The sequence below is a fragment of the Proteus sp. fly-1067 genome (genome assembly GCF_040139345.1).
Classification (GTDB): domain Bacteria; phylum Pseudomonadota; class Gammaproteobacteria; order Enterobacterales; family Enterobacteriaceae; genus Proteus; species Proteus vulgaris_B.
Genome location: NZ_JBEEUL010000001.1, coordinates 164244 through 189131, shown reverse-complemented (window position 1 = coordinate 189131; position 24888 = coordinate 164244). Strand labels below are relative to the sequence as shown.

Annotated in this window: 23 protein-coding genes; 3 read left to right on the top strand and 20 right to left on the bottom strand. The window is 39.2% G+C overall.

The window, feature by feature from the left end; translation table 11 throughout:
• Positions 1 to 48: 48 nt before the first annotated feature.
• The 6 genes from flgG to flgB are packed head-to-tail and all read right to left on the bottom strand — an operon-like array spanning position 49 to position 4544.
• Positions 49 to 831, bottom strand: a complete 783-nt coding sequence (gene flgG / locus ABN217_RS00855; RefSeq protein WP_072068525.1) for a flagellar basal-body rod protein FlgG — start codon at positions 829 to 831, stop codon at positions 49 to 51.
• A 19-nt stretch (positions 832 to 850) separates the two neighbouring features.
• Positions 851 to 1606: a flagellar basal body rod protein FlgF gene (locus ABN217_RS00850; RefSeq protein WP_196553714.1), complete on the bottom strand. Its 756-nt coding sequence runs from the start codon at positions 1604 to 1606 to the stop codon at positions 851 to 853.
• A gap of 21 nt (positions 1607 to 1627) precedes the next feature.
• On the bottom strand, positions 1628 to 2848 hold the full coding sequence (gene flgE / locus ABN217_RS00845) for a flagellar hook protein FlgE (protein WP_072068527.1): 1221 nt from the start codon (positions 2846 to 2848) through the stop codon (positions 1628 to 1630).
• A gap of 27 nt (positions 2849 to 2875) precedes the next feature.
• Complete coding sequence (locus ABN217_RS00840) at positions 2876 to 3706, bottom strand: flagellar hook assembly protein FlgD (protein ID WP_072068528.1); 831 nt, start codon at positions 3704 to 3706, stop codon at positions 2876 to 2878.
• Positions 3707 to 3718: 12 nt separating this feature from the next.
• Positions 3719 to 4123, bottom strand: coding sequence for a flagellar basal body rod protein FlgC (gene flgC / locus ABN217_RS00835; RefSeq protein ID WP_023581815.1), 405 nt, complete (start codon positions 4121 to 4123; stop codon positions 3719 to 3721).
• A gap of 10 nt (positions 4124 to 4133) precedes the next feature.
• Positions 4134 to 4544: a flagellar basal body rod protein FlgB gene (flgB, locus tag ABN217_RS00830; protein ID WP_072068529.1), complete on the bottom strand. Its 411-nt coding sequence runs from the start codon at positions 4542 to 4544 to the stop codon at positions 4134 to 4136.
• Between the two features lie 209 nt (positions 4545 to 4753).
• Here flgB and flgA point away from each other — a divergent pair, with 209 nt between their 5' ends.
• The 3 genes from flgA to ABN217_RS00815 all read left to right on the top strand — a co-directional run bounded on the left by flgA (position 4754) and on the right by ABN217_RS00815 (position 6721).
• Positions 4754 to 5410, top strand: coding sequence for a flagellar basal body P-ring formation chaperone FlgA (gene flgA, locus ABN217_RS00825; RefSeq protein ID WP_072068530.1), 657 nt, complete (start codon positions 4754 to 4756; stop codon positions 5408 to 5410).
• Between the two features lie 557 nt (positions 5411 to 5967).
• Positions 5968 to 6267 (top strand): flagellar biosynthesis anti-sigma factor FlgM, encoded by a 300-nt coding sequence (gene flgM / locus ABN217_RS00820; RefSeq protein WP_036935733.1) that lies wholly within the window; start codon positions 5968 to 5970, stop codon positions 6265 to 6267.
• Positions 6268 to 6280: 13 nt separating this feature from the next.
• On the top strand, positions 6281 to 6721 hold the full coding sequence (locus tag ABN217_RS00815; protein ID WP_082151775.1) for a flagella synthesis protein FlgN: 441 nt from the start codon (positions 6281 to 6283) through the stop codon (positions 6719 to 6721).
• Positions 6722 to 7081: 360 nt separating this feature from the next.
• Here the strand turns inward: ABN217_RS00815 and flhA are convergent, their stop codons facing one another.
• The 14 genes from flhA to flhD form a co-directional block, all read right to left on the bottom strand.
• A complete protein-coding gene (gene flhA, locus ABN217_RS00810) occupies positions 7082 to 9172 on the bottom strand; it encodes a flagellar biosynthesis protein FlhA (RefSeq protein ID WP_115349986.1) in 2091 nt (696 codons plus the stop codon).
• Entirely contained in the window at positions 9165 to 10313 is a 1149-nt protein-coding gene (gene flhB, locus ABN217_RS00805) for a flagellar biosynthesis protein FlhB (RefSeq protein ID WP_072068533.1), read from the bottom strand. Before flhB ends, flhA begins: the two co-directional genes overlap by 8 nt.
• A 421-nt stretch (positions 10314 to 10734) precedes the next feature.
• The gene (cheZ, locus tag ABN217_RS00800) at positions 10735 to 11391 is read right to left on the bottom strand and encodes a protein phosphatase CheZ (RefSeq protein WP_023581808.1); all 657 of its coding nucleotides are present in this window, start codon (positions 11389 to 11391) and stop codon (positions 10735 to 10737) included.
• A gap of 9 nt (positions 11392 to 11400) precedes the next feature.
• Complete coding sequence (gene cheY, locus ABN217_RS00795) at positions 11401 to 11790, bottom strand: chemotaxis response regulator CheY (RefSeq protein ID WP_023581807.1); 390 nt, start codon at positions 11788 to 11790, stop codon at positions 11401 to 11403.
• Between the two features lie 59 nt (positions 11791 to 11849).
• Positions 11850 to 12902: a protein-glutamate methylesterase/protein-glutamine glutaminase gene (locus ABN217_RS00790; protein ID WP_109407821.1), complete on the bottom strand. Its 1053-nt coding sequence runs from the start codon at positions 12900 to 12902 to the stop codon at positions 11850 to 11852.
• Positions 12895 to 13791, bottom strand: coding sequence for a protein-glutamate O-methyltransferase CheR (cheR, locus tag ABN217_RS00785; protein ID WP_072068535.1), 897 nt, complete (start codon positions 13789 to 13791; stop codon positions 12895 to 12897). Before cheR ends, ABN217_RS00790 begins: the two co-directional genes overlap by 8 nt.
• A gap of 6 nt (positions 13792 to 13797) precedes the next feature.
• Positions 13798 to 15444: a methyl-accepting chemotaxis protein gene (locus ABN217_RS00780; protein ID WP_197269049.1), complete on the bottom strand. Its 1647-nt coding sequence runs from the start codon at positions 15442 to 15444 to the stop codon at positions 13798 to 13800.
• Between the two features lie 59 nt (positions 15445 to 15503).
• Positions 15504 to 17210: a methyl-accepting chemotaxis protein gene (locus ABN217_RS00775; protein WP_115349987.1), complete on the bottom strand. Its 1707-nt coding sequence runs from the start codon at positions 17208 to 17210 to the stop codon at positions 15504 to 15506.
• Between the two features lie 385 nt (positions 17211 to 17595).
• Positions 17596 to 18096, bottom strand: coding sequence for a chemotaxis protein CheW (gene cheW, locus ABN217_RS00770; protein ID WP_023581802.1), 501 nt, complete (start codon positions 18094 to 18096; stop codon positions 17596 to 17598).
• A 21-nt stretch (positions 18097 to 18117) separates the two neighbouring features.
• A complete protein-coding gene (cheA, locus tag ABN217_RS00765) occupies positions 18118 to 20292 on the bottom strand; it encodes a chemotaxis protein CheA (protein ID WP_340893380.1) in 2175 nt (724 codons plus the stop codon).
• 35 nt (positions 20293 to 20327) lie between these two features.
• On the bottom strand, positions 20328 to 21374 hold the full coding sequence (gene motB / locus ABN217_RS00760) for a flagellar motor protein MotB (protein WP_196553716.1): 1047 nt from the start codon (positions 21372 to 21374) through the stop codon (positions 20328 to 20330).
• Positions 21375 to 21376: 2 nt separating this feature from the next.
• The gene (motA, locus tag ABN217_RS00755) at positions 21377 to 22270 is read right to left on the bottom strand and encodes a flagellar motor stator protein MotA (protein WP_036935706.1); all 894 of its coding nucleotides are present in this window, start codon (positions 22268 to 22270) and stop codon (positions 21377 to 21379) included.
• 134 nt (positions 22271 to 22404) lie between these two features.
• Positions 22405 to 22986: a flagellar transcriptional regulator FlhC gene (gene flhC, locus ABN217_RS00750; protein WP_006533207.1), complete on the bottom strand. Its 582-nt coding sequence runs from the start codon at positions 22984 to 22986 to the stop codon at positions 22405 to 22407.
• 2 nt (positions 22987 to 22988) lie between these two features.
• The gene (gene flhD / locus ABN217_RS00745; RefSeq protein ID WP_036935704.1) at positions 22989 to 23339 is read right to left on the bottom strand and encodes a flagellar transcriptional regulator FlhD; all 351 of its coding nucleotides are present in this window, start codon (positions 23337 to 23339) and stop codon (positions 22989 to 22991) included.
• Between the last annotated feature and the right edge of the window lie 1549 nt (positions 23340 to 24888).

Sequence of the window (24888 nt, the reverse complement as noted above, 5' to 3'; positions counted from 1 at the left end):
AGTAATACGCCTGACAGGAAACCCTGTCAGGCTAATGAACAAACAAAATTAGAGTTGCGTTAGTTTCTGTAACATCTGATCTGATGTTGAAATCGCTTTACTGTTAATTTCATAAGCACGTTGAGTTTGGATCATATTGACCAACTCTTCAGCCACGTTAACGTTAGAGGTTTCAACATATCCCTGATACAACAAGCCTGCGCCATTGATACCCGGGGCATTTTCAGTTGGTGCGCCAGAACTTGCGGTTTCTAAGTACAAGTTTTCACCCACACTTTCTAATCCGCTGTCATTAATAAAGGTAGTTAGTGTCAATTGACCTACTTGTTGTGGCGCAGGATCACCTTCCATCTCAACGCTGACTGTACCATCACGACCAATCATCACTTTCTTTGCGGTATCAGGCAAAATAATGGCGGGTACAACTTGGAAACCACTGGTTGTCACTAATTGGCCATTCTGGTCCATTTGGAATGCACCATCACGGGTATAAGCGTCTGTGCCATCAGGTAACTGAACATGGAAAAAACCCTGTCCTTTGATAGCCACATCACGTGTTCCATTTGTTGGCGCTAAGTTACCTTGGCTATGTAAACGTTCGGTCGCAACCGGACGAACACCCGTACCAATTTGTAAACCTGAAGGTGCGTTAGTCTGTTCAGAAGTCATCGCACCCGGTTGACGAATTGTTTGATACAGTAAATCTTCGAAAACCGCACGTTGACGTTTAAAGCCATTGGTGCTGACGTTTGCGAGGTTGTTGGAAATCACATCCATGTTTGTCTGTTGTGCATCCAACCCAGTTTTAGCAATCCATAAAGAACGGATCATGGTTTTCCCCTTACACTATTTAACTCAGTGATAGCAGTTGGTTAGCCTTTTGCGCATTTTCATCAGCGCTATGAATAACCTTCATTTGCATTTCGAAACGTCTTGCGTTTGCTATCATATCGACCATGGCTTCTGCTGGATTAACATTACTGCCTTCTAACACACCAGCTAACACCTTCACGCTATCATCCGCAGGTAATTCCTCACCAGCACGCGCTGCTCCTTTCGGTGATAAATGGAATAATCCATCATCACCACGAACTAAGTCGTTTTGCTCTGGTTTTACCATTTTTAAACGGCCAATCTGACCCAACATTTTTGGCGGATCAGTGGGAACATGCGCAGTCACAATACCGTTATTAGCAATACTGACATTTGCCTGAGGAGGTACTTCAATCGCACCGTTATCCCCCATTAACAAACGTCCTTGTACCATCAACATGCCATCTGCATTACGTTGGATGTTTCCGTTTCGGGTATAGGCTTCGGTGCCATCATCAAGCTGAACAGCCAAATAACCGTTATCACTTAATGCAACATCCATTGATCTGCCTGTATAGTTCATCGTTCCTTGACTCTGATCGCTACCAGGCGTTGAAGCTACCGTTAATGTACGAGTTGGTAAGGTATCGCCATTGACAGGTACGGCTCGCATTGCACTAAGCTGCGCTTTGAATCCAGGCGTTGATGCGTTTGCTAAGTTGTTCGCCACGACAGCTTGATTTTCCATCGAGTGTCTGGCGCCGCCCATCGCGGTATAAATCACATGATCCATAACAGATTATTTCCGGCGTTATTAGCGCAAGCTAACCAGAGTCTGCAGGATTTGATCCTGAGTCTTGATGGTTTGTGCATTTGATTGATAGTTACGTTGAGCAACGATCATGTTGACTAACTCTTGGCTCATATCAACGTTAGACGCTTCTAATGCGTTATTGGTTAATTTGCCGAATACACCAGAGCCTGCAACACCGACGATCGGTGAACCTGAACCGTTAGTTTCAGACCACATATTGTCGCCTTGTGAACTTAAGCCACCTGCATTTGCAAAGTTAGCTAATGCGATTTGACCAACAACTTGGCTTTGTTGGTTTGAGTAGGTCGCCATGATTGAGCCATCTTGCTCAATACGGAAGTTGGTGAATTCACCCGCTTGATAACCGTTTTGCGCTAATTTAGATACGCTTGATTCAGCAACTTTCTGTTGGGTACTACCTGTAAAGTTCATTGCCATACTCATGGTTTCTGAACCTTTATAAGATACGGTAGTGAAATTATTAATGCTGGTTGCCGCTTCGTCTAATACACCGTTATTTTTATAAACTAACTTGCCTAGATTTTGAGCCGGCTCACCTGTTGTGGAGTCTTGAGCATGAACTTCCCATTCATTATCTTTTGTTTTTACAAAGAATAAGTTCAGGTTATGTTCATTACCTAAGCTATCGTAAGTCGTTACGTTAGTACTGAAGTTATAAGAATCATTATCTTTAGGATCAAACGCATGAGTTGTTTGATCAATTACTTCTTCAGCTGAGTTCAAGTTAACCGTCATATCTACTTTATCGGTTGCACTTGCATTCATCATATCAGTAGGAATAACAATAGGTGTTGGCGTTGCCCCTTTTTGAACCACGTTTTTACCATCAACGCTTTGTACTGGATAACCTGTTACACGCATACCTTGCATGTTAGTCAGGAAACCATTTTTATCTTTACCGAATTCACCATTACGTGAATAAAAAACACCGCCGTTTTGATCTTCAATACGGAAAAAACCACCGCCAGAAATCGCCACGTCTGTTGGACGGTTAGTCGTTGTGATACTACCATCTTTAAAGTTTTGGCTAATACCTGCAACTTTAACACCTAGACCTGCACCAGATCCTGCAAAAACGTCTGCAAAAGAAACACTTGCACCTTTAAAACCGTAGGTTGCGGAGTTAGAAATATTGTTACCGATAGTATCTAAGTTTGCGGCTGCTGCGTTTAAACCACTTACTGCTTGTGAAAAGGACATGCGCCCTCCAAGTTGAATATGTGTTAGTTAAAGAACCTGACGAATTTCATCCAATGAAACGGTATTACCTAAGCCAACATCAAGGCGGGCACCACCATCCACCATGGACACACTATTCACCAGCGCATAATTCAGTGTCTTAACAGGGACCTGAGCATCATTAAGCGTGGCGTTAACGGTAAATTTATAGCTTCCTGTTGGAACAGGATTGTCATCTTCATCTGTACAATCCCAAGAGAAGTTATAAACATCCGGTAGCATCTTTTTGTCCATATTGATCGTACGAACAGTCACACCACTCGCATTGGTGATGTTTATCGTAAGAGAATCGGTTGGACTGAGTAATTCAAAACCAAAAGGTGTTGAAAAAAGGTGTTCACTATCAGGGGTATTTGGGTCCGTATCATCTGCTTTATACGTTCCCATTTGCTGACGTGTTTTTTCATTTTGAGTATCAGGTGTTGGAATTGTGTCATCCCCGTCACCGGGTTTTTCAGTCTCATCTTTACCATCGGTTGGCTGAAAGACAACAATTTTATTCCCAGCGACCATGACACCACGACCAACTAAGGAAGATGCTCGCAATGCCTGACTTTGATCAATTTGCCCAACAATGTTATTCACTGTTTTATTCAGTGTTTCTATACCTTCAACGGTCGAAATTTGAGCTAACTGAGATGTTAACTCATTATTTTGCATTGGGTTTGTTGGGTCTTGATTTTTCATCTGGGTGATGAGAAGTGTCAGGAAATTCCCTTTAATATCATCACTACCACTTTTTTTCGTATGGTATGAAGAAGGTGCATCCCCGATAATGGTATTATCATAAGGTTCATTCATTGAGGAGGAAATACCCACAATTTATTCTCCCTATTGACCTATCATCAGTGTTTTTTGCATCAGTGATTTTGCCGTATTCATGACTTCAACGTTAGCTTGATAGCTACGAGAAGCAGAGATGGTATTAATCATTTCACCCACGACATCAACATTCGGCATACGTACATATCCTTTTTCATCGGCAAAAGGATGCCCTGGCTGATATTCCATACGAAATGGGGCGGGATCATCCACTACCTCGGTGACACGCACGCCACCAATTTCTTGGCCGGCTGGTGCATTTACCTGAAAAACAACCTGCTTTGCACGATAAGGGTCGCCATCTGGACCCGCAACACTGTCAGCGTTTGCCATATTGCTGGCACTCACGTTTAAACGTTGTGATTGCGCTGAAAGTGCTGAACTTGAAATATCAAAAATACTAAATAAAGACATGCTCTTTACCTTACTGTTGCAATACAGACATCATGCTTTTAACTTGTGAATTAATAAATGTCACATCAGCCTGATACTTAAGGCTATTGTCAGCAAAATTACTACGTTCCATGTCCATATCCACAGTATTACCATCCATCGCAGTTTGATGAGGCACGCGATAGAGTAAGTCTGCCTCTAAGCGGTAACCGGGTTTGATTGGGATATGGCGCTCTGATGTCATCGCTAATTGCATGCCATGACTACCAGTACGTCCGTTTTCAATGGTTTTTTTCAATTCAGAAGCAAAATCAATATCACGAGCCTGAAAGCCTGGGGTATCTGCGTTCGCGATATTCGCAGCGAGGATTTCTTGGCGTTTATTGCGTATTGAGAGCGCTTCTTGTTGAAAATGAAACGTATTTTCTAATTTATCGAGCATCTTCTATCCTTGGTGGCTAAGCCACTTACCTCAGCTGATAAAACAATTTCAGTTGACAGAATAAACGCTCAAAAAAAAGATGATTGGAGGAATAGGCGTAAATTGGATTGCTATTTATGCGTTTAAGGCGTGTAGAGACGATGTACACTGTGCTGGCTAAATAAGTACAAATGCACAATTAGCATCAACTCTGTAAGGTGATACAAACTATGTTAGTTAAAACTCTTATCGGTCTGTTTTCTTTTTTCTTTATGGTGAATGTAAGTATCGCTAAATCACTCCCTGAAGAACTACAAGATTTCTTTGTCGCGCTTCATCAACAAGGCGATAAAGTGACAGTTACAGTTTTAACACCTGAAGAGAAATGGCCCGTGTGTCAAACACAAGAGATCCAACGCCACGCAGGTTCTCGCAATTGGGGACGTCTTTCAATTCCCATTCAATGTGATAAACAACGTCGTTTTATTCAAGTTGATGTTAGCGTTAAAGGTAAATACTTAATCGCAAAAAAAGATATTAATCGTGATGACATCATTGAAACATCTGCTGTCAGCATGACAACAGGCGAGTTAGAAAAACAACCTTATGATGTATTGCGCGATCCCGCATTAATTAAAAATGCGATTGCGATGAGACAAATATCCGCAGGTAAACCCTTAACATCAACCATGGTTCGTCGCCCTTGGGCAATTTTAGCAGGGCAAACAGTAACGGTATTTGCACAAGGTCCTCACTTTCAGATCCGTTATGAGGGCAAAGCGGTAAACAACGCCGTGGCCAATGAAACGATCCGAGTAAGAGTAAAATCAGGACAAATCGTCACTGGAGAAGCACTTGAAAATGGCTCTGTTCGCATCCCACTTTAATAAATTAAAAAGCTGATAAGCAGAATAAGCCTATATTGAATTGCTTGTTACCCGTTTCAGTTATGGCAAGCCAAGGTAAACTCTCTTACGTTACATTTTTTACTCTAAATAATTGCGACAATTTAAAGCATCAATATAGATACTCTAAATAATTCAAGCTGTAGCTAGACAACAATTTAAAGCATCTAATATAGATACTCTAAATAATTCAAGCTGTAGTTAGACAACAATTTAAAGCATCTAATATAGATACTCTAAATAATTCAAGCTGTAGCTAGGCGCAAATTTAAAGCATCGCCAGTAGATACTCTAAATAATTCAAGCTGTAGCTAGGCGACAAATGAACGAATCGCTAGGAGCATACATAAGTATGTGACTAGTGTGAGTGAATGCAGTCAACAACGCTACGGCTTGAAGTATGACGAGTATGACAAGTAACATTAAAGTTTTTGATTCTACAGCCGATATAAAGAACCAAGATGATAGGCGAAAACACATAGGTTGTTTTACAATGGCTTCATCTGACTATTAATTGATGCCTAACAAAGGATTTTCCTATGAGTATTGAACGCGCAAATCCACTGCTTCCGATTAACGCAATTGCACAACGTAACCCAGGTGAAGTTACACAGGGCTCACGTAAATCGGGAACAACTGAACAAAAAACTGCAACAGGTGACACTTCGGTTAAATTAAGTGAAGCACAGAAAAAACTTGTTCAGCCTGGAAATAAAGACATAAACGTTGAGAAAGTTGCTCGTTTAAAAGAAGCAATTGCCAACGGAACCTTAACCATGGACAGCGGTAAAATCGCGGATGCTCTTTTCCGTGAAGCTGCTGAAAGCATAACTCAATAATATTTTAATGATTATGATGGAAGAACTCCGCCAGACTTTAGATCTTCAATTATCACAGCTCAATACTATTGCCAGTATTCTACGTGCTGAACAACAGTTATTGTGTGCAGGTAACATTGATATCAATGCACTTCACGAAGTTACTGAACAGAAGAATTTTGTCTTGTCGGCTTTAGGTCATACAGACCAACAGCGTCATACGCTAAGCTTACAAGCTGGTGTAGAAAAACCTTACACCGGATTACCATTCTTATCTGATTTATGGATACAGATAATGGATATTACGGCGGAGCTAAAACATCTTAATCAACATAACGGATTACTATTAGAGCAACATATTTCTCGTAATAGTGATGCTATCCGTTTTTTGCAGAAGAACCACAGCCCAACCCTTTATGGTTCTGATGGTCAAGCACAGCGCTCTACATTAGCTGGGCGAAAAATTCAGGTTTAGGTTTTCTCGATAATTATTAGAATTCACATGATACGCCATCAATCTTGATGGCGTTTTTCTTTATTGATAAAACGTTATTAACTTTAAGCTACTATACATCACTATTATCTATCTTCTTCTCGTAACACTTTATTTCTCTTATCTACATTTTCACTATTAATTGAGCCTTTATTTCTTTATTATTCAAATTATTACTACACTTTTCATAACATCATCAAACCACCTATTTATTGATGTACCAGCTTTACCCTTTATCATAAATAAAAGCGCGAACACATCCCTCTTCATGTCTATCAATATAAAAAAGGCCACTTAATAAAGTGGCCTTAGCGGTAGATAACGGTATATCAACGAAAATGATTAATGTGGTTGCCCACCAATCATTGATGTCATACGGATCCGACGACCTTCACTAATTTCCATATTCGATAACACCGCCAATTGTGGCAAACTACGCCGTAAGAAGCGTGAAAGTAATGAACGCAATGTGTGATTCACTAATAATACTGGAGCACCACCAGACATCTCTTGATGGCGTACAGCATCTGCCGCTTGTTGTTCAATATTTTCAGCAAGACCCGGCTCTAATCCACCACCACTTTGCATTGCTTGAACCAAAATACGTTCTAAGCTTGCATCTAAACCAATCACCTGGATTTCATCTTGATCACCAAACCAGTGTTGTGTAATCGCACGGCGAAGTGCAACACGAACCACTGCCGTTAATTCGGCCGGATCTTTTTGTTCTGGTGCATGCTCTGCTAAGGCTTCTAATATGGTTCTCATATCACGAATAGGCACTTGCTCAGAAAGCAGATTTTGCAATACCTTATGCAACACCGTGAGTGAAAGCATATCTGGGATCATATTTTCTGTCATTTTAGGGAGCTCTTTACTGACCCTATCAAATAACATTTGTGCTTCTTGGCGACCAAATAGTTCTGATGCGTATTTCGTTAATGCATGGTTAAAGTGCGTTGCAATAACAGTACTTGCCGCAACAACGGTATAGCCTTGAACCTGTGCTTGCTCTCTTAAACTGTCATCAATCCAAACCGCGGGTAAACCAAAAGCTGGCTCTTGAGTGATATCACCGTCTAAAGAGCCGACTGCATTACCCGGATTAATTGCTAACCAACGCCCCGGATGCGCTTCTCCATGACCAATTTCAACCCCTTTCATCAAAATACGGTAAGAAGAAGGTCTTAACTCCATATTGTCACGAATATGAACAACAGGAGGAAGGTAGCCTGTCTCTTGAGCAAACTTTTTACGAATACCACTAATTCGTCCTAATAACTCACCATTTTGGCGGTTATCTACCATTGGAATTAAGCGGTATCCTACTTCCATCGCTAATGGATCTTCCAGTTGCACATCTTCCCATGACGCTTCAACAACACGGTTTTGCTTCTCAACTTCTTCCATCTCTTTTTGTTGTTGCACTTCAGGGTTAGCGTTACGACGTAAAATATACCAACCCAATCCACCTAATGCTGCTGTGAAGAAGAGGAAAACAAAGTTAGGCATTCCCGGGACTAAACCTAACAAGCCTAACACCCCAGCTGTTAACATCAGTACACGAGGATTATCAAATAGTTGAGTCACCATTTGTTGCCCAACATCTTCATCTGTTGCAACACGAGTAACAATAACACCCGCTGCTGTTGAGATAATCAATGCTGGGATTTGAGCAACCAGACCATCACCGATGGTTAAAAGAGTATAAGTCGTTGCTGCATCGTTTAACGCCATTCCGTGTTGAGCGACACCGACGATAAGGCCCCCCACCACGTTAATCACAAGGATCATTAAGCCTGCGATGGCGTCACCACGAACGAATTTACTCGCACCATCCATTGAGCCGTAAAAGTCAGATTCTAATGAAACTTCTTTACGACGCTTTTTAGCTTCATCTTCGTTAATAATGCCCGCATTCAGATCAGCATCGATTGCCATCTGTTTACCCGGCATTCCATCTAACACAAAACGAGCACCCACTTCAGCAATACGTCCCGCACCCTTGGTGATAACCATAAAGTTAATCAAAACAAGGATGATAAAGACCACAATACCGATAGCAAAGTTACCGCCAACAAGGAAATGGCCAAAGGCCTCAACAACGCGCCCTGCAGCTTCTGGCCCTGTATGTCCTTCCATTAAGATGATACGTGTTGAAGCAACGTTTAATGATAAACGTAACAACGTGGTAAACAGCAAAATAGTCGGGAAAGCAGCAAAGTCTAAAGTACGTTTTGTAAACATTGCCACTAACAGCACCATGATCGAAAGTGCGATATTAAAGGTAAATAATAAATCCAATAGAAAAGGTGGCAATGGCAATACCATCATTGACAGTATCAACAAGATAAGCACTGGCCCTGCCAGTATCTGCCACTGAGAACTTTTCCAATTTCCCGGCAAGCGGAGTAATGAGGCCAAATTAGCCATGACGATTATCTTCTCCAGCAAAGTCCAGTGCGGGAGGCACTGGCAAGTTCATAGGTTGTTTAGGTTTTAAACCACCTTCGGTTTTCCATCGTTTCAGTTGATAAACCCATGCAAGCACCTCTGCAACCGCGGCATAAAGGGTTGAAGGTATTGCATGGCCTATTTCACTGTGACGATATAACGCCCTAGCAAGCGGTGGCGCTTCTAGAAGCGGAATTCGATTTTCTGCACCAATCTCTTTAATTTTTAACGCAATAGCCCCTGCACCTTTCGCTAACACTTTAGGTGCGGTCATTTTGTCGTTATATTGCAATGCGACAGCATAGTGTGTTGGGTTCGTAACAATAACGTCAGCCTTCGGTACATCAGCCATCATTCGACGGCGAGACATAGCATGTTGTTGCTGACGAATACGCGCTTTAAGTTGAGGATCACCCTCTTGCTGTTTAAATTCGTCTTTAATTTCTTGGCGCGTCATACGTAGCTTTTTCAGATGGCTACGGATTTGGAAAATAATGTCGAATGCCACCATCGGGATCAGCATAAAAACCGTAATGTAGACAGCAAAAATCAGCAATTGCATCGCATTGGCTAATGCACTAAGCGGAGGAAGTGTGATCAGATGAAGAATATCGTTCCAGTTGTGCCATAAAAAAACGGTTGCAGCGATCCCCACAAAGGTGGATTTTAGTATCGCTTTAAATAACTCTGCTAACGCATTCATTGAAAATATACGTTTTAACCCAGAAATAGGGTTCCATTTTTTCGGATCAAACTTAATAGATTTACTACTAAAGTTAATCCCACCTAATAAAGCAGAGCCACCAATTGCCACAAGCACTAAACCAAAAAACACAGGTGATAATGCAAAAACAGCTTGTTTAATCAAGCTACCAAATCGAGGGATCAACAAATTCTCATTACCAATAAGGTGATGATTAAATGTAAATCCTTCCGTTAACATGGCATGTAGCCCACGAGTGATAAATCCACCACTCATCCACAGCAAACTCACACCACCCAAGATCATTAAAACGGATGAAAGCTCTTTAGAACGGACAATTTGTCCATCCTTTTTAGCTTTTTCCCGTTTATGGGGTGTGGGGTCTTCTGTTTTTTCGAGATCGCTATCTTCAGCCACAGTCTGTCCGATTTAGATAATGAGATTAAAAGCATGAATGAAATGACTCTAAGCATGACAAATTCAGAGGAAATTGATGGGCTGAACAATCGCAAATTTACGGGGCTTTTTGGGCTATGGCGGTAGGCGCTTAGAAAGCAATCTAATGATAAAAATAACAATAAAGGTAGTATTGTCGCTAATTATAAGGAAATCAGCGAAATTCACAGAAAATAATGTACTTTCTTATATTGATCCTGATTTAAGCAACATCGAAAGCCGCTTAAAAAAAGCGGCTTACATTTTCTTCAATAGCGTGGGCTATCAAAGCGTTATTACGTGATTTTTTATCCATAAAGTACACCATCCTAAAAGAGCAGAGCATAGAGCGAATGCGTCCTGCATATCTCAACGTCCTTATCGCCCTAAAACTCATCACAGGTTAAAAACCTAGACTTTCTAGCAAATCATCAACTTGATCTTGGTTTTTGATCACACCAGCATTGTTTTTATTAACCTGTGGACCATTTAATAAAGAATCAGTCTCTTTTTTCACATTAGACTTTTCAAGTTGCTCTGGTGGCAGGTTTTCCATTAATACCATCACGAGTTGCTTTTCAATTTCTTGAACGACACTCATCATGCGCTTAATCACCTGACCTGTCAGATCTTGGAAATCCTGTGCCATCATAATTTCCAGTAACTGACTGTTAGTAAAAGCCGTACTCTCAGGGATATCCCGCAAATAATTGCGGGTATCTGTTACAAGAGAGCGTACATCTTTCAGCTCTTCTGGCTGTTCAAACCATTGGTCCCAACGTTCAGTAAGCTTAGTCGCATCGGCACTTAACGCATCCTGTTTAGGCTGCGCAGCTTCGACACAATTCAATGTACGCTCAGCTGCCTGAGCGGTCATTTGAGCAACATAATCCAATCGTTCCCTAGCGTCAGGGATGGCTTCTGCTGCTTCGGCTATTGCTTTATCCAATCCTAATTCTCGCAAACTGTCGCGCAACATCCGCGTCAATTGTCCGATCCGGCTGATAATATCAGATGTCATTTCAATATTATCTTTCGGCATAATTGGATTCCCACTCATTGCGACTCCTTAGATGCCCAGTTTTTCAAAAATTTTATTTAGTTTTTCTTCAAGAATTGCTGCTGTAAAAGGTTTAACAACATACCCACTTGCACCGGCTTGCGCTGCTGCAATGATATTTTCTTTTTTAGCTTCAGCGGTCACCATTAATACTGGTGTTGCTGCAAGTCCCGCATCACTACGAATATTTTTAAGAAGCTCTAGACCATCCATATTTGGCATGTTCCAGTCTGTTATCACAAAATCAATTGCCGAATTGCGTAATTTAGCTAACGCGTCAGCACCATCTTCTGCTTCTTCTACATTCGTAAATCCTAATTCCTTTAGCAAATTACGAACTATGCGGCGCATTGTTGAAAAATCATCAACCACTAAAAATTTCAGATCCTTACTTGCCATTGAAAACTCCTTCAAAATATATCGGCAAATTACTGTGTTGCTTTTTAAACTGAACTTAATCAGATACGCAATGATTGCGTGCTACTGATTTTCATCAGTACCGCTTTACTCATTGAGCTTATACTTTTCACCTCATCAACTGCGCCTATTTCAACCGCAGCTCGAGGCATACCAAAGACGACACAACTCGCTTCATCTTGTGCAAAGGTATAACTTCCTGCTTGACGCATTTCTAATAACCCAGCAGCACCATCACTTCCCATTCCAGTTAAAATAACGCCAATGGCATTACGCCCCGCATATTTTGCAACTGAACGAAATAGTACATCGACTGAAGGACGATGGCGGTTTACTGCAGGTTCTTTATTAATGTGGATCTGGTAGTTAGCACCATTGCGACGAAGCTCCATGTGATAATCACCCGGCGCAACATACGCATGCCCTGGTAATACACGTTCTCCATCTTCAGCTTCTTTTACACTGATTTGACATAAACGATTTAATCGTTCTGCAAATGAGTGTGTAAACCCTGCTGGCATATGTTGTGTAATCAACACCGCTGGGCTGGTAACGGGTAATGGTTCTAGAAAATTACGAATAGCCTCTGTGCCACCAGTTGATGCACCTACAGCAATCAACTTTTCACTCGAAATCATCGGTGTAAATGACAATGATTTAGAAGGCACTACTTGAACTTCGCGCCGACTAATTCGTGCAAGAGCGGCTGCACGAATTTTCTCTGCAATCAGTTCACTATAAGCGAGCATACCTTCACGTAAACCAAGCTGTGGTTTAGTCACAAAATCAACAGCACCCAGTTCTAACGCTTTTAGCGTTACTTCTGAGCCTTTAGCTGTTAATGATGAAACCATAACGACAGGCATCGGTCTTAATCGCATCAGTTTTTCCAAGAAATCAATACCATCCATACGTGGCATTTCAACGTCTAACGTTAATACCTGTGGGTTGTACTTTTTTATTAAGTCACGAGCCACTATAGGATCTGGTGCACAATCAACAACTTCCATATCGCTATGACTGTTGATGATTTCTCGCATGATTTGGCGCATTAGCGCCGAATCATCAACACAGAGTACCGTTATTTTATTCATAACCTCTCCTTGCTGGTGTCAGCCCGTAAACGGTATGCCCATGCAAGTAGAAATCCTTGCTAAGCTGGCTTACATTTTCAGAATGCCCAACAAACAGCATTCCGTCTGGTTTAAGTAATGAGGTAAAGCGGTTAAGTAAGGTTTGTTGTGTCGTTTTATCAAAATAAATCATGACATTACGACAAAAAATCGCATCAAAACTGCCTTCTAAATCCCATTGCTTGTCGAGTAGATTCAAATACTGAAAAGAGACCATTTCACTGATTTGTGGTCTAATTTTTACGTATCCTTCAAAATCGCCGACACCTTTGAGAAAATATTTTTTCAAATATTCATCATTTAATGTTTTAAGCTCTTCTTGTCGGTAAACACCTTTTCGTGCTTTATCCAACACATTTGTATCGATATCGCTGGCAATAATTTTGGTTTTATAAGGGTTATTCCCAAAAACATCGCGTAAAGTCATCGCAATTGAATAAGGCTCTTCTCCAGTAGATGCAGCTGCACACCATACTCGGTAGACGCCCCCTGCTCCTGCTCTTTTTCTGGCATGTTTCGCCAAAATAGGAAAATGATGTGCTTCCCTGAAAAATGCAGTGAGATTCGTAGTTAAAGCATTAACAAACTCTTGCCATTCAGGGTTGCGTACATCACTTTTAAGAAACGCAAGATAGTCACCAAAGTTATTCATCCGTAATTCACGTAACCTCCTAGTGAGACGGTTATAAACCATCTCCCTTTTGTTGTTAGTCAGCACAATACCTGCCTTTTGATAAATCAATTGGCATATAGATTGGAACTGATCATCGGACAACATGAACCGTTGAGTAAAAATATCCAACGGTTGAGCAGCGATATCTGATAAGACTTCAGTAACATTACGTTTCATTGTTTTTTAATGGGTCTTTTTAAAAAATGATTTTTTATCTGCTTTTTTCAACCCATTACCTTCTAGGGATGAAGAGGTATTACTCTCATCCGTGTCAGGCAACTCGAATGCCGATACAGCATCAACAAGGTTATTAGCCTGATCTTCCAATGCTGCGGCAGCAGATGCTGATTGCTCCACCAAAGCAGCGTTTTGCTGTGTCACCTGATCCATCTGACTGACTGCATCAGCGACTTGGTGAATACCTCTACTTTGTTCATCAGAAGCTGAGGCGATTTCTGCCATTAATTCAGTGACTTTATTTACTGATGTGACGAGTTCCTCCATTGTCTGCCCTGCATTATTAACGAGTTGAGAACCTTGAGAGACTCGTAAAACAGATTCATCAATCAATAATTTGATTTCTTTTGCAGCATCAGCACTACGTTGAGCAAGGTTACGAACTTCTCCAGCAACAACCGAGAATCCTCGTCCTTGTTCGCCTGCGCGTGCAGCTTCAACGGCCGCATTAAGTGCTAATATATTGGTTTGGAACGCAATACCATCAATCACACTGATAATAGCTCCTATCTTTTGAGAACTTTGTGTAATCGCATCCATGGTTTCAACAACACTATGCGTAATTTGACCACCACGCATGGCTGTCTCAGAAGCAGATTCTGCGAGCTTACTTGCTTGTAGGGCGTTATCAGCATTTTGTTTTACCGTCGCTGTTAACTCTTCCATGCTTGCCGCAGTTTCTTCTAATGAAGCAGCTTGTTGTTCAGTTCTTGAGGATAAATCCGTATTTCCTTTAGAAATTTCTTGAATGCCAGAATGCATAGCGTGGCTGTTATCTCGAACAATACGAATAGAACGCGCTAGCTCACCACGCATATCTCGTAATTGTCTAAACACATCCCCTATTTCATCATCCGTAAATACAAGAATTTCACGATTTAATTTACCAGTCGCAACATCATTAAAATAACGGCTTAAACTTGCGAAAGGTTTAATGATATTAAAACTTAGCCAACGGTGAGCCGCGATTGACACAACAATAACCATCGCTATTGCGCCGATAAACATTAAGATAGCGATAGTATAAGAACGATGTCCTTGCTCTATCGATTCTGTAATTTCTGTCTGCACATAATTCATATAAGTGTTAAATGAATTTTCCATTGCCGTTTGATAACGTTCCGTTGGTTGGTCTAAAAAACCTTGGAAATTATCGTTTTTTAACATGTTATGTAATTCAGTTAATGCACCATATAAAACGTGGTAATCATTTTTCACCGCTTCAACGATTTCTTTTTCTTCTGTCGGTATTGCCTCTTTATTTATTTCAGCAAGGAAATTTTGAAAATGAGTATTCGCCGTTTCCAAGCGTGAAAGTGCTATTGATTCAATAGATTGAATATAATCCGTTGACTGTTCAGTTTTCACTGCGATAGCAACACGATTAATCGCATTACGTGTTTGTATTAAAGATGCCCAACTTAATCCTAACTCATCTCGCTTAGATGTATCTAAATCAACTCTGGTGATCTGTTCGTTATTCAAATGGACAATCCCTAGCGAAATACCACTAGAAATCACCTGCATAACGCAAAACATCATCAGTAATAAATATAGACTGGTGGATATCTTTAATTTGCGAAACCTAAACATGCCTTCACCTCGTTTAAAGCGGTGGTAAAAAGCCACCGCTTGTCAGCCACTTGTTGTTGTTAGAAAGTTTCCCAGTTAGCGGGATCTTCAACACTGCTGCTCTTTTTCTTTTCTGAGGTTCCTGGTTTTATAAGTGGAGCAGCGGCTTTAACTACAGGGGTTGCATCCGATTCCTTTCTTTCTAGCGTTTTTTCTTCCTGACCCGGTAATTTGAAGATTGAAACTAAGCGGGTTAATGCAACTGCTTGATCTTCAAGACCAGCAGCAGCGGCTGCAGATTGTTCTACTAAAGAGGCATTTTGCTGAGTGACACGATCCATTTCAGACACCGCAAGGCCAACTTGTGAAATCCCTCGACTTTGTTCATCTGATGCAGAAGCGATTTCGCCCATGATGTCAGTAACACGAGTTACGGAGTCCACAATACGCGTCATCGTCTCACCCGCACTTTCAACGAGCACAGAGCCAGTTTCAGTACGACTTACAGAATCTTCAATCAGTGTTTTTATTTCTTTAGCAGCTTCTGCACTTCTCTGTGCAAGGTTACGAACTTCACCGGCAACTACCGCAAATCCGCGACCATGCTCACCGGCTCTTGCTGCTTCAACGGCCGCATTCAGTGCCAAAATATTGGTCTGGAATGCAATACCATCGATAACTGCAGTAATATCGGTGATTTTCTGAGAACTTCCGGCTATGTCGTGCATTGTTTGCACCACATTAGCAACAACTTTTCCGCCTTGACGAGCGATATCTGAGGCATCATTAGCAAGGTTACTTGCTTGACGAGCGTTATCTGCATTCTGTTTTACGGTTGCCGTTAACTGTTCCATGCTAGCAGCGGTTTCTTCTAATGAAGCCACTTGCTCTTCGGTACGTGCAGATAGATCATTATTTCCAGCCGCAATTTCACTCGTGCTGTTATAAATATTTTCTGTACTCTGATAGACTCCACGAACGGTTTGAATAAGCTCTTGTTGCATATGCTTTAAGCCATTTGCTAACAAGCTCATTTCATTACGGCCATTCACTTCAATATTTGGACGTAAATCGCCTTCAGAGAAGGTTTTAATACTTAATAGAAGTGAATTTAATGGTCTAATCAAGGCATTACGTAACGCAAACCAGCATAAAATTAATGCAGAGATAACGATAATGGCTAAAACAACCATTGTGATAACTGTACGTTGGTGAGAGGCTTCTAATGCCACGTTTAATTCATCATTAAACTTCTCATTACGCATAACGTAGGCAAGATATTCTTTATAAAAAGCATCTTGATAACCTGTCGTTGGTTGCTCAAAAAAATCTTTTAAATTCTTATCTTGAAGTAAAATTTCCAATTGATTTAATGCAGAGAAATATTCGATAAAACGCCCTTTTAGGCTACGAACATCATCTTCTGAGTGAACTTGATAAGCGGTAATGTTTTTTTCAAATTCTTTAAATTTCTCATCTGCACGAGACATATTTTTACGAGCAAGACCCGTAAGATAGTCAACAGAAAGAGAATCATCCACATTCAGGTTTTTATCTTGTAATAAAAAGCTAATCGCAGCGCGATTAATATTATTACGAGCTTGGAGTAAGTTAGCCCAACTTTCGTCTAGGCGCTCACGTTGATCCTGTATTGTTAGTGTTTTATTCAGGTCATTTCTTGTCTCAATAATATTTGAGTAAAAAACTCCCCCGGAGATAAATTGCAAAACACCAAACAACAGAAGAATGGATAATAATCCAGTCACTATTTTCATTCGGCTAAACATAGTTTCCCTTTTTTATAATAAATGGTAATGAGCAAGTTATCGGCAGACTTAAGAGAAACTTTATAGGTTTCATTTCGTCTTAGTCACGTTTTTGCCCCATTAAAAAGCGATGGTAATACTTGTTTTTAATTAAAATTATAAGTATAAAAAACTTTATATTTATTTCCGTCAGTAGAAAAATATTACAACTTGGTGATAGCTACTTATAAATTAATAAATAATAAAATAGAACTTAACTCAAATTAACAGTTCTTTTTTATCTTTAAATTTACCTTAAAGTTAATTTAATGCTTTAGCACTCGCTAATAAAATAAAAAAGACAGAAATAGCTATTCCGGCAAGCTTACCGGAACAGTATTTAGATTATTTTTTAAAAAATAAAAACTTATTTAGCTTGAATTGTTGCGCTATCAACTAATTCCATTTCTTCACTATTGAGTAATTTCTCAATATCAACAAGAATAAGCATTCTTTCATCTAAAGTACCTAAGCCTGTTAAATACTCTGTAGACATTGTGACCGCAAACTCCGGCGCAGGGCAGATTTGCTCTGGCTTCAGCGTAAGAACATCAGAAACACCATCAACAACAATTCCTACAATTCGATTTAATAAGTTAACCACAATAACAACAGTATTGTCATTATAAGTTACACTTTCTTGTGAAAATTTAATACGCAGATCAACAATCGGAACAATAACGCCCCGTAAATTTGTTACCCCTTTAATAAAGCTAGGTGAATTAGCAATACGAGTAACTTGATCATATCCACGAATTTCTTGAACCTTTAAAATATCAATTCCATATTCTTCGTCGCCCAGCGTAAAAATTAGAAATCCTTGTCCAACAGTTTCACCGGATAATTTCTCGAAATGTTCCGAAGCCATAATCTTATTTTATCCTCACTATTAAATGACTGCGCTTGCAGTTGTATTCTTTTTCTTATTTGTCATTTGTGTATGACTTAAGCGTTGTAATTCTGGTACATCAAGAATTAAAGCCACACTACCATCGCCCATAATTGTTGCGGCAGAAATACCCGGTACTTTTCGGTAATTGCTTTCTATATTTTTAACGACAACTTGATGCTGACCAACTAATTTATCTACCAATAAAGCATAACGGCGTCCGGCACTTTGTACGATAACCGCAATCGCTTGAGTAATATCTGTTTGAGCACCTTCAATATTAAAAGTACGATGCAATTCAATAAGAGGTAAATATTCTCCTCTTACTTGCAATAACTTCTCATCACCAGCTAATGGATAAATATCATCCTCTTCAGGTTGTAAAGAACTGACTACTGTACCTAATGGCAGAATAAAGACTTCGTCTTGTACTTTAACTGACATACCATCCAAAATAGCTAATGTAAGTGGCAGTAAAATACGAATACGAGTTCCTTTGCCCACTTCAAAACTAATTTGAATTTGACCACCCATCTCTTGGATATTTCGTTTCACAACATCCATACCCACACCGCGACCAGAAACATCAGTCACAACTTCTGCGGTTGAGAACCCAGGTGCAAAAATAAGCATAGCAACTTCTTCGTTGCTCATATTTTCAGAAACTGAAAGCCCTGAAGAAATGGCTTTTTTCAAAATTCGTTCGCGATTTAATCCTGCACCATCATCAGTCACTTCAATACAAATATTGCCGCCTTGATGCTCCGCAGACAATGTTAATTGTCCTGCTTCTGGCTTACCAACAGCAACGCGATCTGCTGGCATTTCAATACCATGATCGAGGCTATTTCGGACTAAGTGAGTCAGTGGATCGATAATTTTTTCAATTAAACTTTTATCAAGTTCGGTCGAGCTACCAATCATGTTTAGCTCAACTTTTTTATTCATTTTTCCTGCTAAATCACGGACAACTCGCGGGAATCGGCTAAATACATATTCCATTGGCATCATACGAATCGACATCACAGATTCTTGCAGATCACGAGAATTGCGTTGCAGTTGTGCAATACAACTTAACAAATCGCTGTATATAGACGGTTCAAGGCTATCGCTATGCTGAGCCAACATTGATTGTGTGATAACCAATTCACCAACTAAGTTGATAAGTTGATCAACTTTTTCAACCGCAACACGAATACTGGTTGATTCTGTTTTAGGTGTTGGTGCAGTGGCTGGCCTTTTTGCAGGTGCAGATACTGTCGCAGTTGGTGTTTTAACTGGTTCTGATGGTGTTACTTTCTCAGCAATAACAGATTGAACGGGCGCTGGTTGCTCAACTTGTTCTTCAATATGAGCATCATCAGCAGATATTTCACACTCTTCTGATGTCGCAATATGCTCTACCGTTTTTTCTGTCGTAGTATTTTGTCTAAACGAGATTTGTTCGGGCTCAATCACAAAACAGAGTACCGCACTAATATCTTCTTCGGTTGCGGTTGTTTTTAATATTGCCTCAAGGCCATGATGTTGTTTTTCAACTTGGCTGACTTCCCCAAGATGTTTTAATTCATCAAGCATTAAATCAATATCGGTCTCTTTAAGATCAGACAAAATGATGTGATGGTAATAATGTCCATCAGCAGCCATTTTCGATGTTTCTGCTACTATGGCGTCATTTTGTACACTATCCACATCCGATGATGAGGCAGAAGTTTCAGTCTCAGTGACATGTAAAACTGAAGTTTCAGATCCAGCAACGGCCTCAACATGAGGAGCTGATTGTTCTTCTTTTACATCGAGAGCCAGCTGACGCAACTTCTCACAAATATAGTTAAATGTTTCCTCATCAGGTTCTTGTGAGTTTTTATGTGCATCCAATTGCTGTTGCATAATATCTTTCGCTTCCAGAAACAGGTTAATAATGTCGTCGGTGAGCGCCATCTCATGACGTCTTGCACTATCGAGCAAGTTTTCAAGCACATGAGTGGTCTGTTGAAGTTTAACGAAGCCAAATGTTGCAGCTCCTCCTTTTATGGAGTGTGCACTACGGAAAATCGCATTCATCTGTTCTTGATCTGGATTTTCTGGATCAAGTAACAGTAAATGCTGTTCCATATCAGCTAACAACTCATCTGCTTCATCAAAAAATGTTTGATAAAACTCAGTAATATCCATCGTTACTCATTCACCTTTACGCGATTACCAACAAATTAGGGGGCTGTTCCCTGTTTTGTAGTAATATTTGTCGATTGTGATGGCAAACTTTCCCCAGAAACTCCTGTTTCAACATTTTCCTTTTTTGATTCGGGAAGCTCAGATGCAGAAGACACAGACGACCCCGTCTGTGTATTTGCTGCTTTTTCTTGTGGGGTTTCTTGCCCTGAAAGTAGAGGCTCAATTTCAATAGCCTCTGTTACTGTCGGTGCAACCCGCTCATTTTCTTGTACAATTTTTTGTTCTGCTTGCTTCGTTAAGACCAAAATACTGATCCGTCGGTTAGCTGGAGCAAAACCATCCTCTTTAACTAAATGAACTGTTGATGCCATACCTACAACACGCAACACTTTCCACTCACCTAATCCTGCACCAATTAATTCCCGGCGAGAGGCATTAGCGCGATCGGTTGACAATTCCCAGTTACTATATTTAAAAGCGCCACTTGCATAAGGAATATCATCGGTATGACCTGATAAACTGATTTTATATGGTGTGTCATTTAAAATAGGGGCAATTGCCGTCAAAATATCCTTCATATAAGGTTCGACGGTGGCGCTACCAACTCTAAACATTGGGCGATTTGCTTTATCGATAATTTGAATTCGTAATCCTTCATCCATCATGTCTATTAATAAATGAGGCTTCAGATCTTTTAATCTAGGATCATTTAAAATGACTTGTTCTAAATTATCTTTTAGTCGGCGGAATTGTTGCTTTTCATTGAGCTGTTTATCTTCCTCGCCTTTTGGCAAGACATCACCTTCGTTATAGACAGGATCACGCCCTCCTCCAGGAATAGGATTTGTTGCATCTCCACTAAATCGTCCTTTTTCAATCGCGACTTTTAACGGTGTACGAAAATATTCTGCTACACGAGTTAATTCTTGTGGGCTAGAGATTGAAAGTAACCACATCACAAGAAAGAAAGCCATCATTGCAGTCATAAAGTCAGCATAAGCTATCTTCCATGCACCACCGTGAGCGTGATGTTGCTTTCTCCCTCGCTTTTTAACTCGAATGATTTGTGAATTACTCTTCATAATTACTCTTCTTTCATTGCATCAGGATTTGCCTGCATCGGTGTCCGTACCTGACGTACATGTTCTTCCAATTCAATAAAAGAAGGTCTGTCTGCCAGAAAGAGGGTTTTACGTCCAAACTCAACCGCTATCTGTGGCGCATATCCATTCATGCTAGATAACAGTGTAGTTTTGATACACTCCATCATTTTCATTTGTTGACTAGAGCGCTGTCTGAGTCGAGAAGCTAATGGTGAAATAAAACCATATGCTAATAAAATACCTAAGAAAGTTCCGACCATTGCATGACCAATGAGAACGCCCATTTCACCAGCAGGTCTATCAGCTGCGCCTAACGCATTAACGACACCCATCACAGCAGCAACAATACCAAATGCAGGTAGTGAATCACCCATAGCAGATAATCCCGTTGCAGGAACTTCACTCTCTTCCTCAAAAGTTGCAATCTCTTCATCCATCAGAGATTCAATTTCATAAGGATTCATATTTCCTGTCACCATGAGACGCATATAATCCGTAATAAAACTGAGCATATAGACATCTTTCATAATGCGAGGATATTGGGAAAAAATATCACTTTGCTGTGGGTTTTCGATATCTCTCTCTAATGCCAACATGCCGTTTTGACGCGCTTTTGACAACAAACGAAACATGAGTGCCATTAAATCCATGTACATCGCTTTATTGTAATTGGTACTGCGAAGTAATTTCGGTAGGATCTTCATTGTCGATACAATTGCTCTACCATTATTACCTACAATAAAAGCACCGATACCGGCACCAAAAATAATTATAAATTCGGCTGGCTGGTATAAGGCGCCTAAACTACCACCGACGAGAAGATATCCCCCGATGACGGCGCTCATAACCACGATATATCCTAAGAGTACTAACACGCGATATCCCTTTAGCTAATTTCGTTATAGAGAGAATGGCGAACATAGCAGCAAGAGATAGGAGTGGGAGAGGAAACGGCTCAGGTTATAGATAACTAAGCTCTATAACCTGATATTTAACTTTCAATCTCGAATCACATTGCAAACTGTTCAAGACCATCCAACAGTTGTAAGTTAATATCGGCAGGATTGGCGGAAAGTTTACGTTTTTTTATTGCGCGAGAAGGAGGCTGGCAAAGACTACAAACATAATTGCTAGCAGGTTGGTGTGCGTGTGTAATAAATGAACCATTACATTTGGTACAAACTGAAAGTTGTAACATACCACTTTCAACAAAGCGTACTAATGTCCATGCTCTTGTTAGTGCTAAAATAGGTTCTTGATCTTTAACAGGTGGACATTGTTCTAAGTATAAACGATAAGCTTTAACAACTGCCTCAACACCTACACATCCCCCATTTTTCAATAAAAAACGGTAAGCATTGTAGAACATAGAGGAATGGATATTTTGTTCCCATGTCATAAACCAATCCGTTGAAAAAGGTAACATTCCTTTTGGAGGGGGGCTCCCTCTTAATTCTTTGTATAATTTAATTAAACGCCCCCGACTTAATTGAGTTTCACTTTCAAGCATTTGTAAGCGGGCACCCAAGGTGATTAATTCCATTGCTAAGCGAATGTCTTTCGCTTCTCGGACGATACTTTTCTCACTCATTGTTATGCCCGTTTCTTTGTTGCAGAAGTATCTTGTTCCGCTAACTGACGAAACAAGTTTGAAGAAAGAAGAATTCCAGTATGGATCTGTTGTAAATCATCCACTCTAGATTCTTTGGTGAGTTGTTCTATTGTTTCGCTGTCTTCAAACCGGAAATTACAGATTAGTTGGTTTGTTTCAGCCAACTTAACCAATTGAGGCAATGTAAGCTCTGCAAGAGCATCAGCCATGGAATCACTAATACCAAGCCTAAACATTGCTGAAGCCTTTTCTTGGTTAATTAACCTTTGCGCCAAAAGCAAATACGATAAATTTATGTCATAAATATGCTTAAGCAATTCAACCGTACTCATCTCTTTACATCCCGTCCGATTATATTGAACAAAGAGGATCTCCCTAATGAAAGATCCCAAGGAAATTAATATAAATGTAATATTAAATTTCCAGGCCCCATTTTATGAACATGACTCGTAGTAACACTACCTTGTATTACTTAGTTACGGTCATTTTCAAAAGTAGCGAAAAAAACATTTAAATTAAAAGTAAACTTTAAATGCTCGCCAATATAGCTCGTTAAGAATAATCCTAACGCGACAACTTTACTCCTTAACGATTAAGTTATTCAACGGATAAAGTAGTCCAATTTAAATACTATGTGAGTCACATCACAAAAAGATAATCATTATTATGGAATTAGTTCATTAACTATTCAAGTGATAAAAGTAATAAAACTCTGTGTAAATTAATAAGCTTATCTACCCAAATTAAAATATTAATGATAATTTTTTATTTTATACGATCTATTAAACTTATAAACCTAAAAATACAGCATAAAAATTTGACAAATCCACAATTGAAGATTTTTTTGATCACAGTAACATATATTGCAATATCTACTCCTCATCTTTATCTAAACAAGCTCTTCCGGTTTAATAAATATTTCTACAGATATTATTTTTTTCATCATTTACTTAAACCCTCAGAAATGATCACTTTTTATTTACAATTTGTTTAAAAAACAAGCTATCATAATTATTTCTAGTTATTCTTTTTTTTATCTTAATTTAACTAATTATTTTTTTCTTTTAAATCATAGCGATACGCCCATGCTTTTATGATTCAGAAGGATAAGTCATATAAAATTAAATTCTTAGTTATGCATCATCACCCTCAAATCATTGAATATTTATTTCCACACCATTAAAGTTTCATACGCAATAGTATAAATATATTTATATTTAAAGATAAGCTTTTAACACTTAAATTACAGAACTCTTAATAAGAGTTTTATTGACTGTAAATTAATCACAGTTAAATAATATCCTCACATAAGTAAGTTTTATTTATGATTTGAAGTCTATTTTATAAACAGGGAATATTTATATTAGTGAGGTTTTTAATATTAAAAATAGAAAAAAATAAAAAATGAATTTAATAAAAAACAATCTCAAACCAACCAAACTAATAAAATAGCATATATATATAATACAATATTTGGCTTAAGAAAAATGTAAAAAAAAGAAAGTTAATTTATAAAAATAAGCCCTATTTAATTAGTGTGTAAAATGATAATTTAAAAAAACATTTGAAATGTGTGGTTACGTATATTGGTAAAATAAATATAAATAAATTATAGACATTATATTTAATGAAGAAAAAATAAAATATTAAGGTCATTTGAATCCTTTTATATTATAAAATCCCCTCTTTTTATTATAAAAAAATAGACTAAATTTGAAATATTAATTTCAGTTTTATAAAAAAAAGATTTGGAGATCCCTAATATAAAGTAATTAATCCATAAAGGGAGAAAATCGAATATAAATTTTGTTTCTTTTATTTGAGATTACAGCTAAATGTTGAAAACGTCTGTGCAGACAAACACACCACGCCATGCTTAAC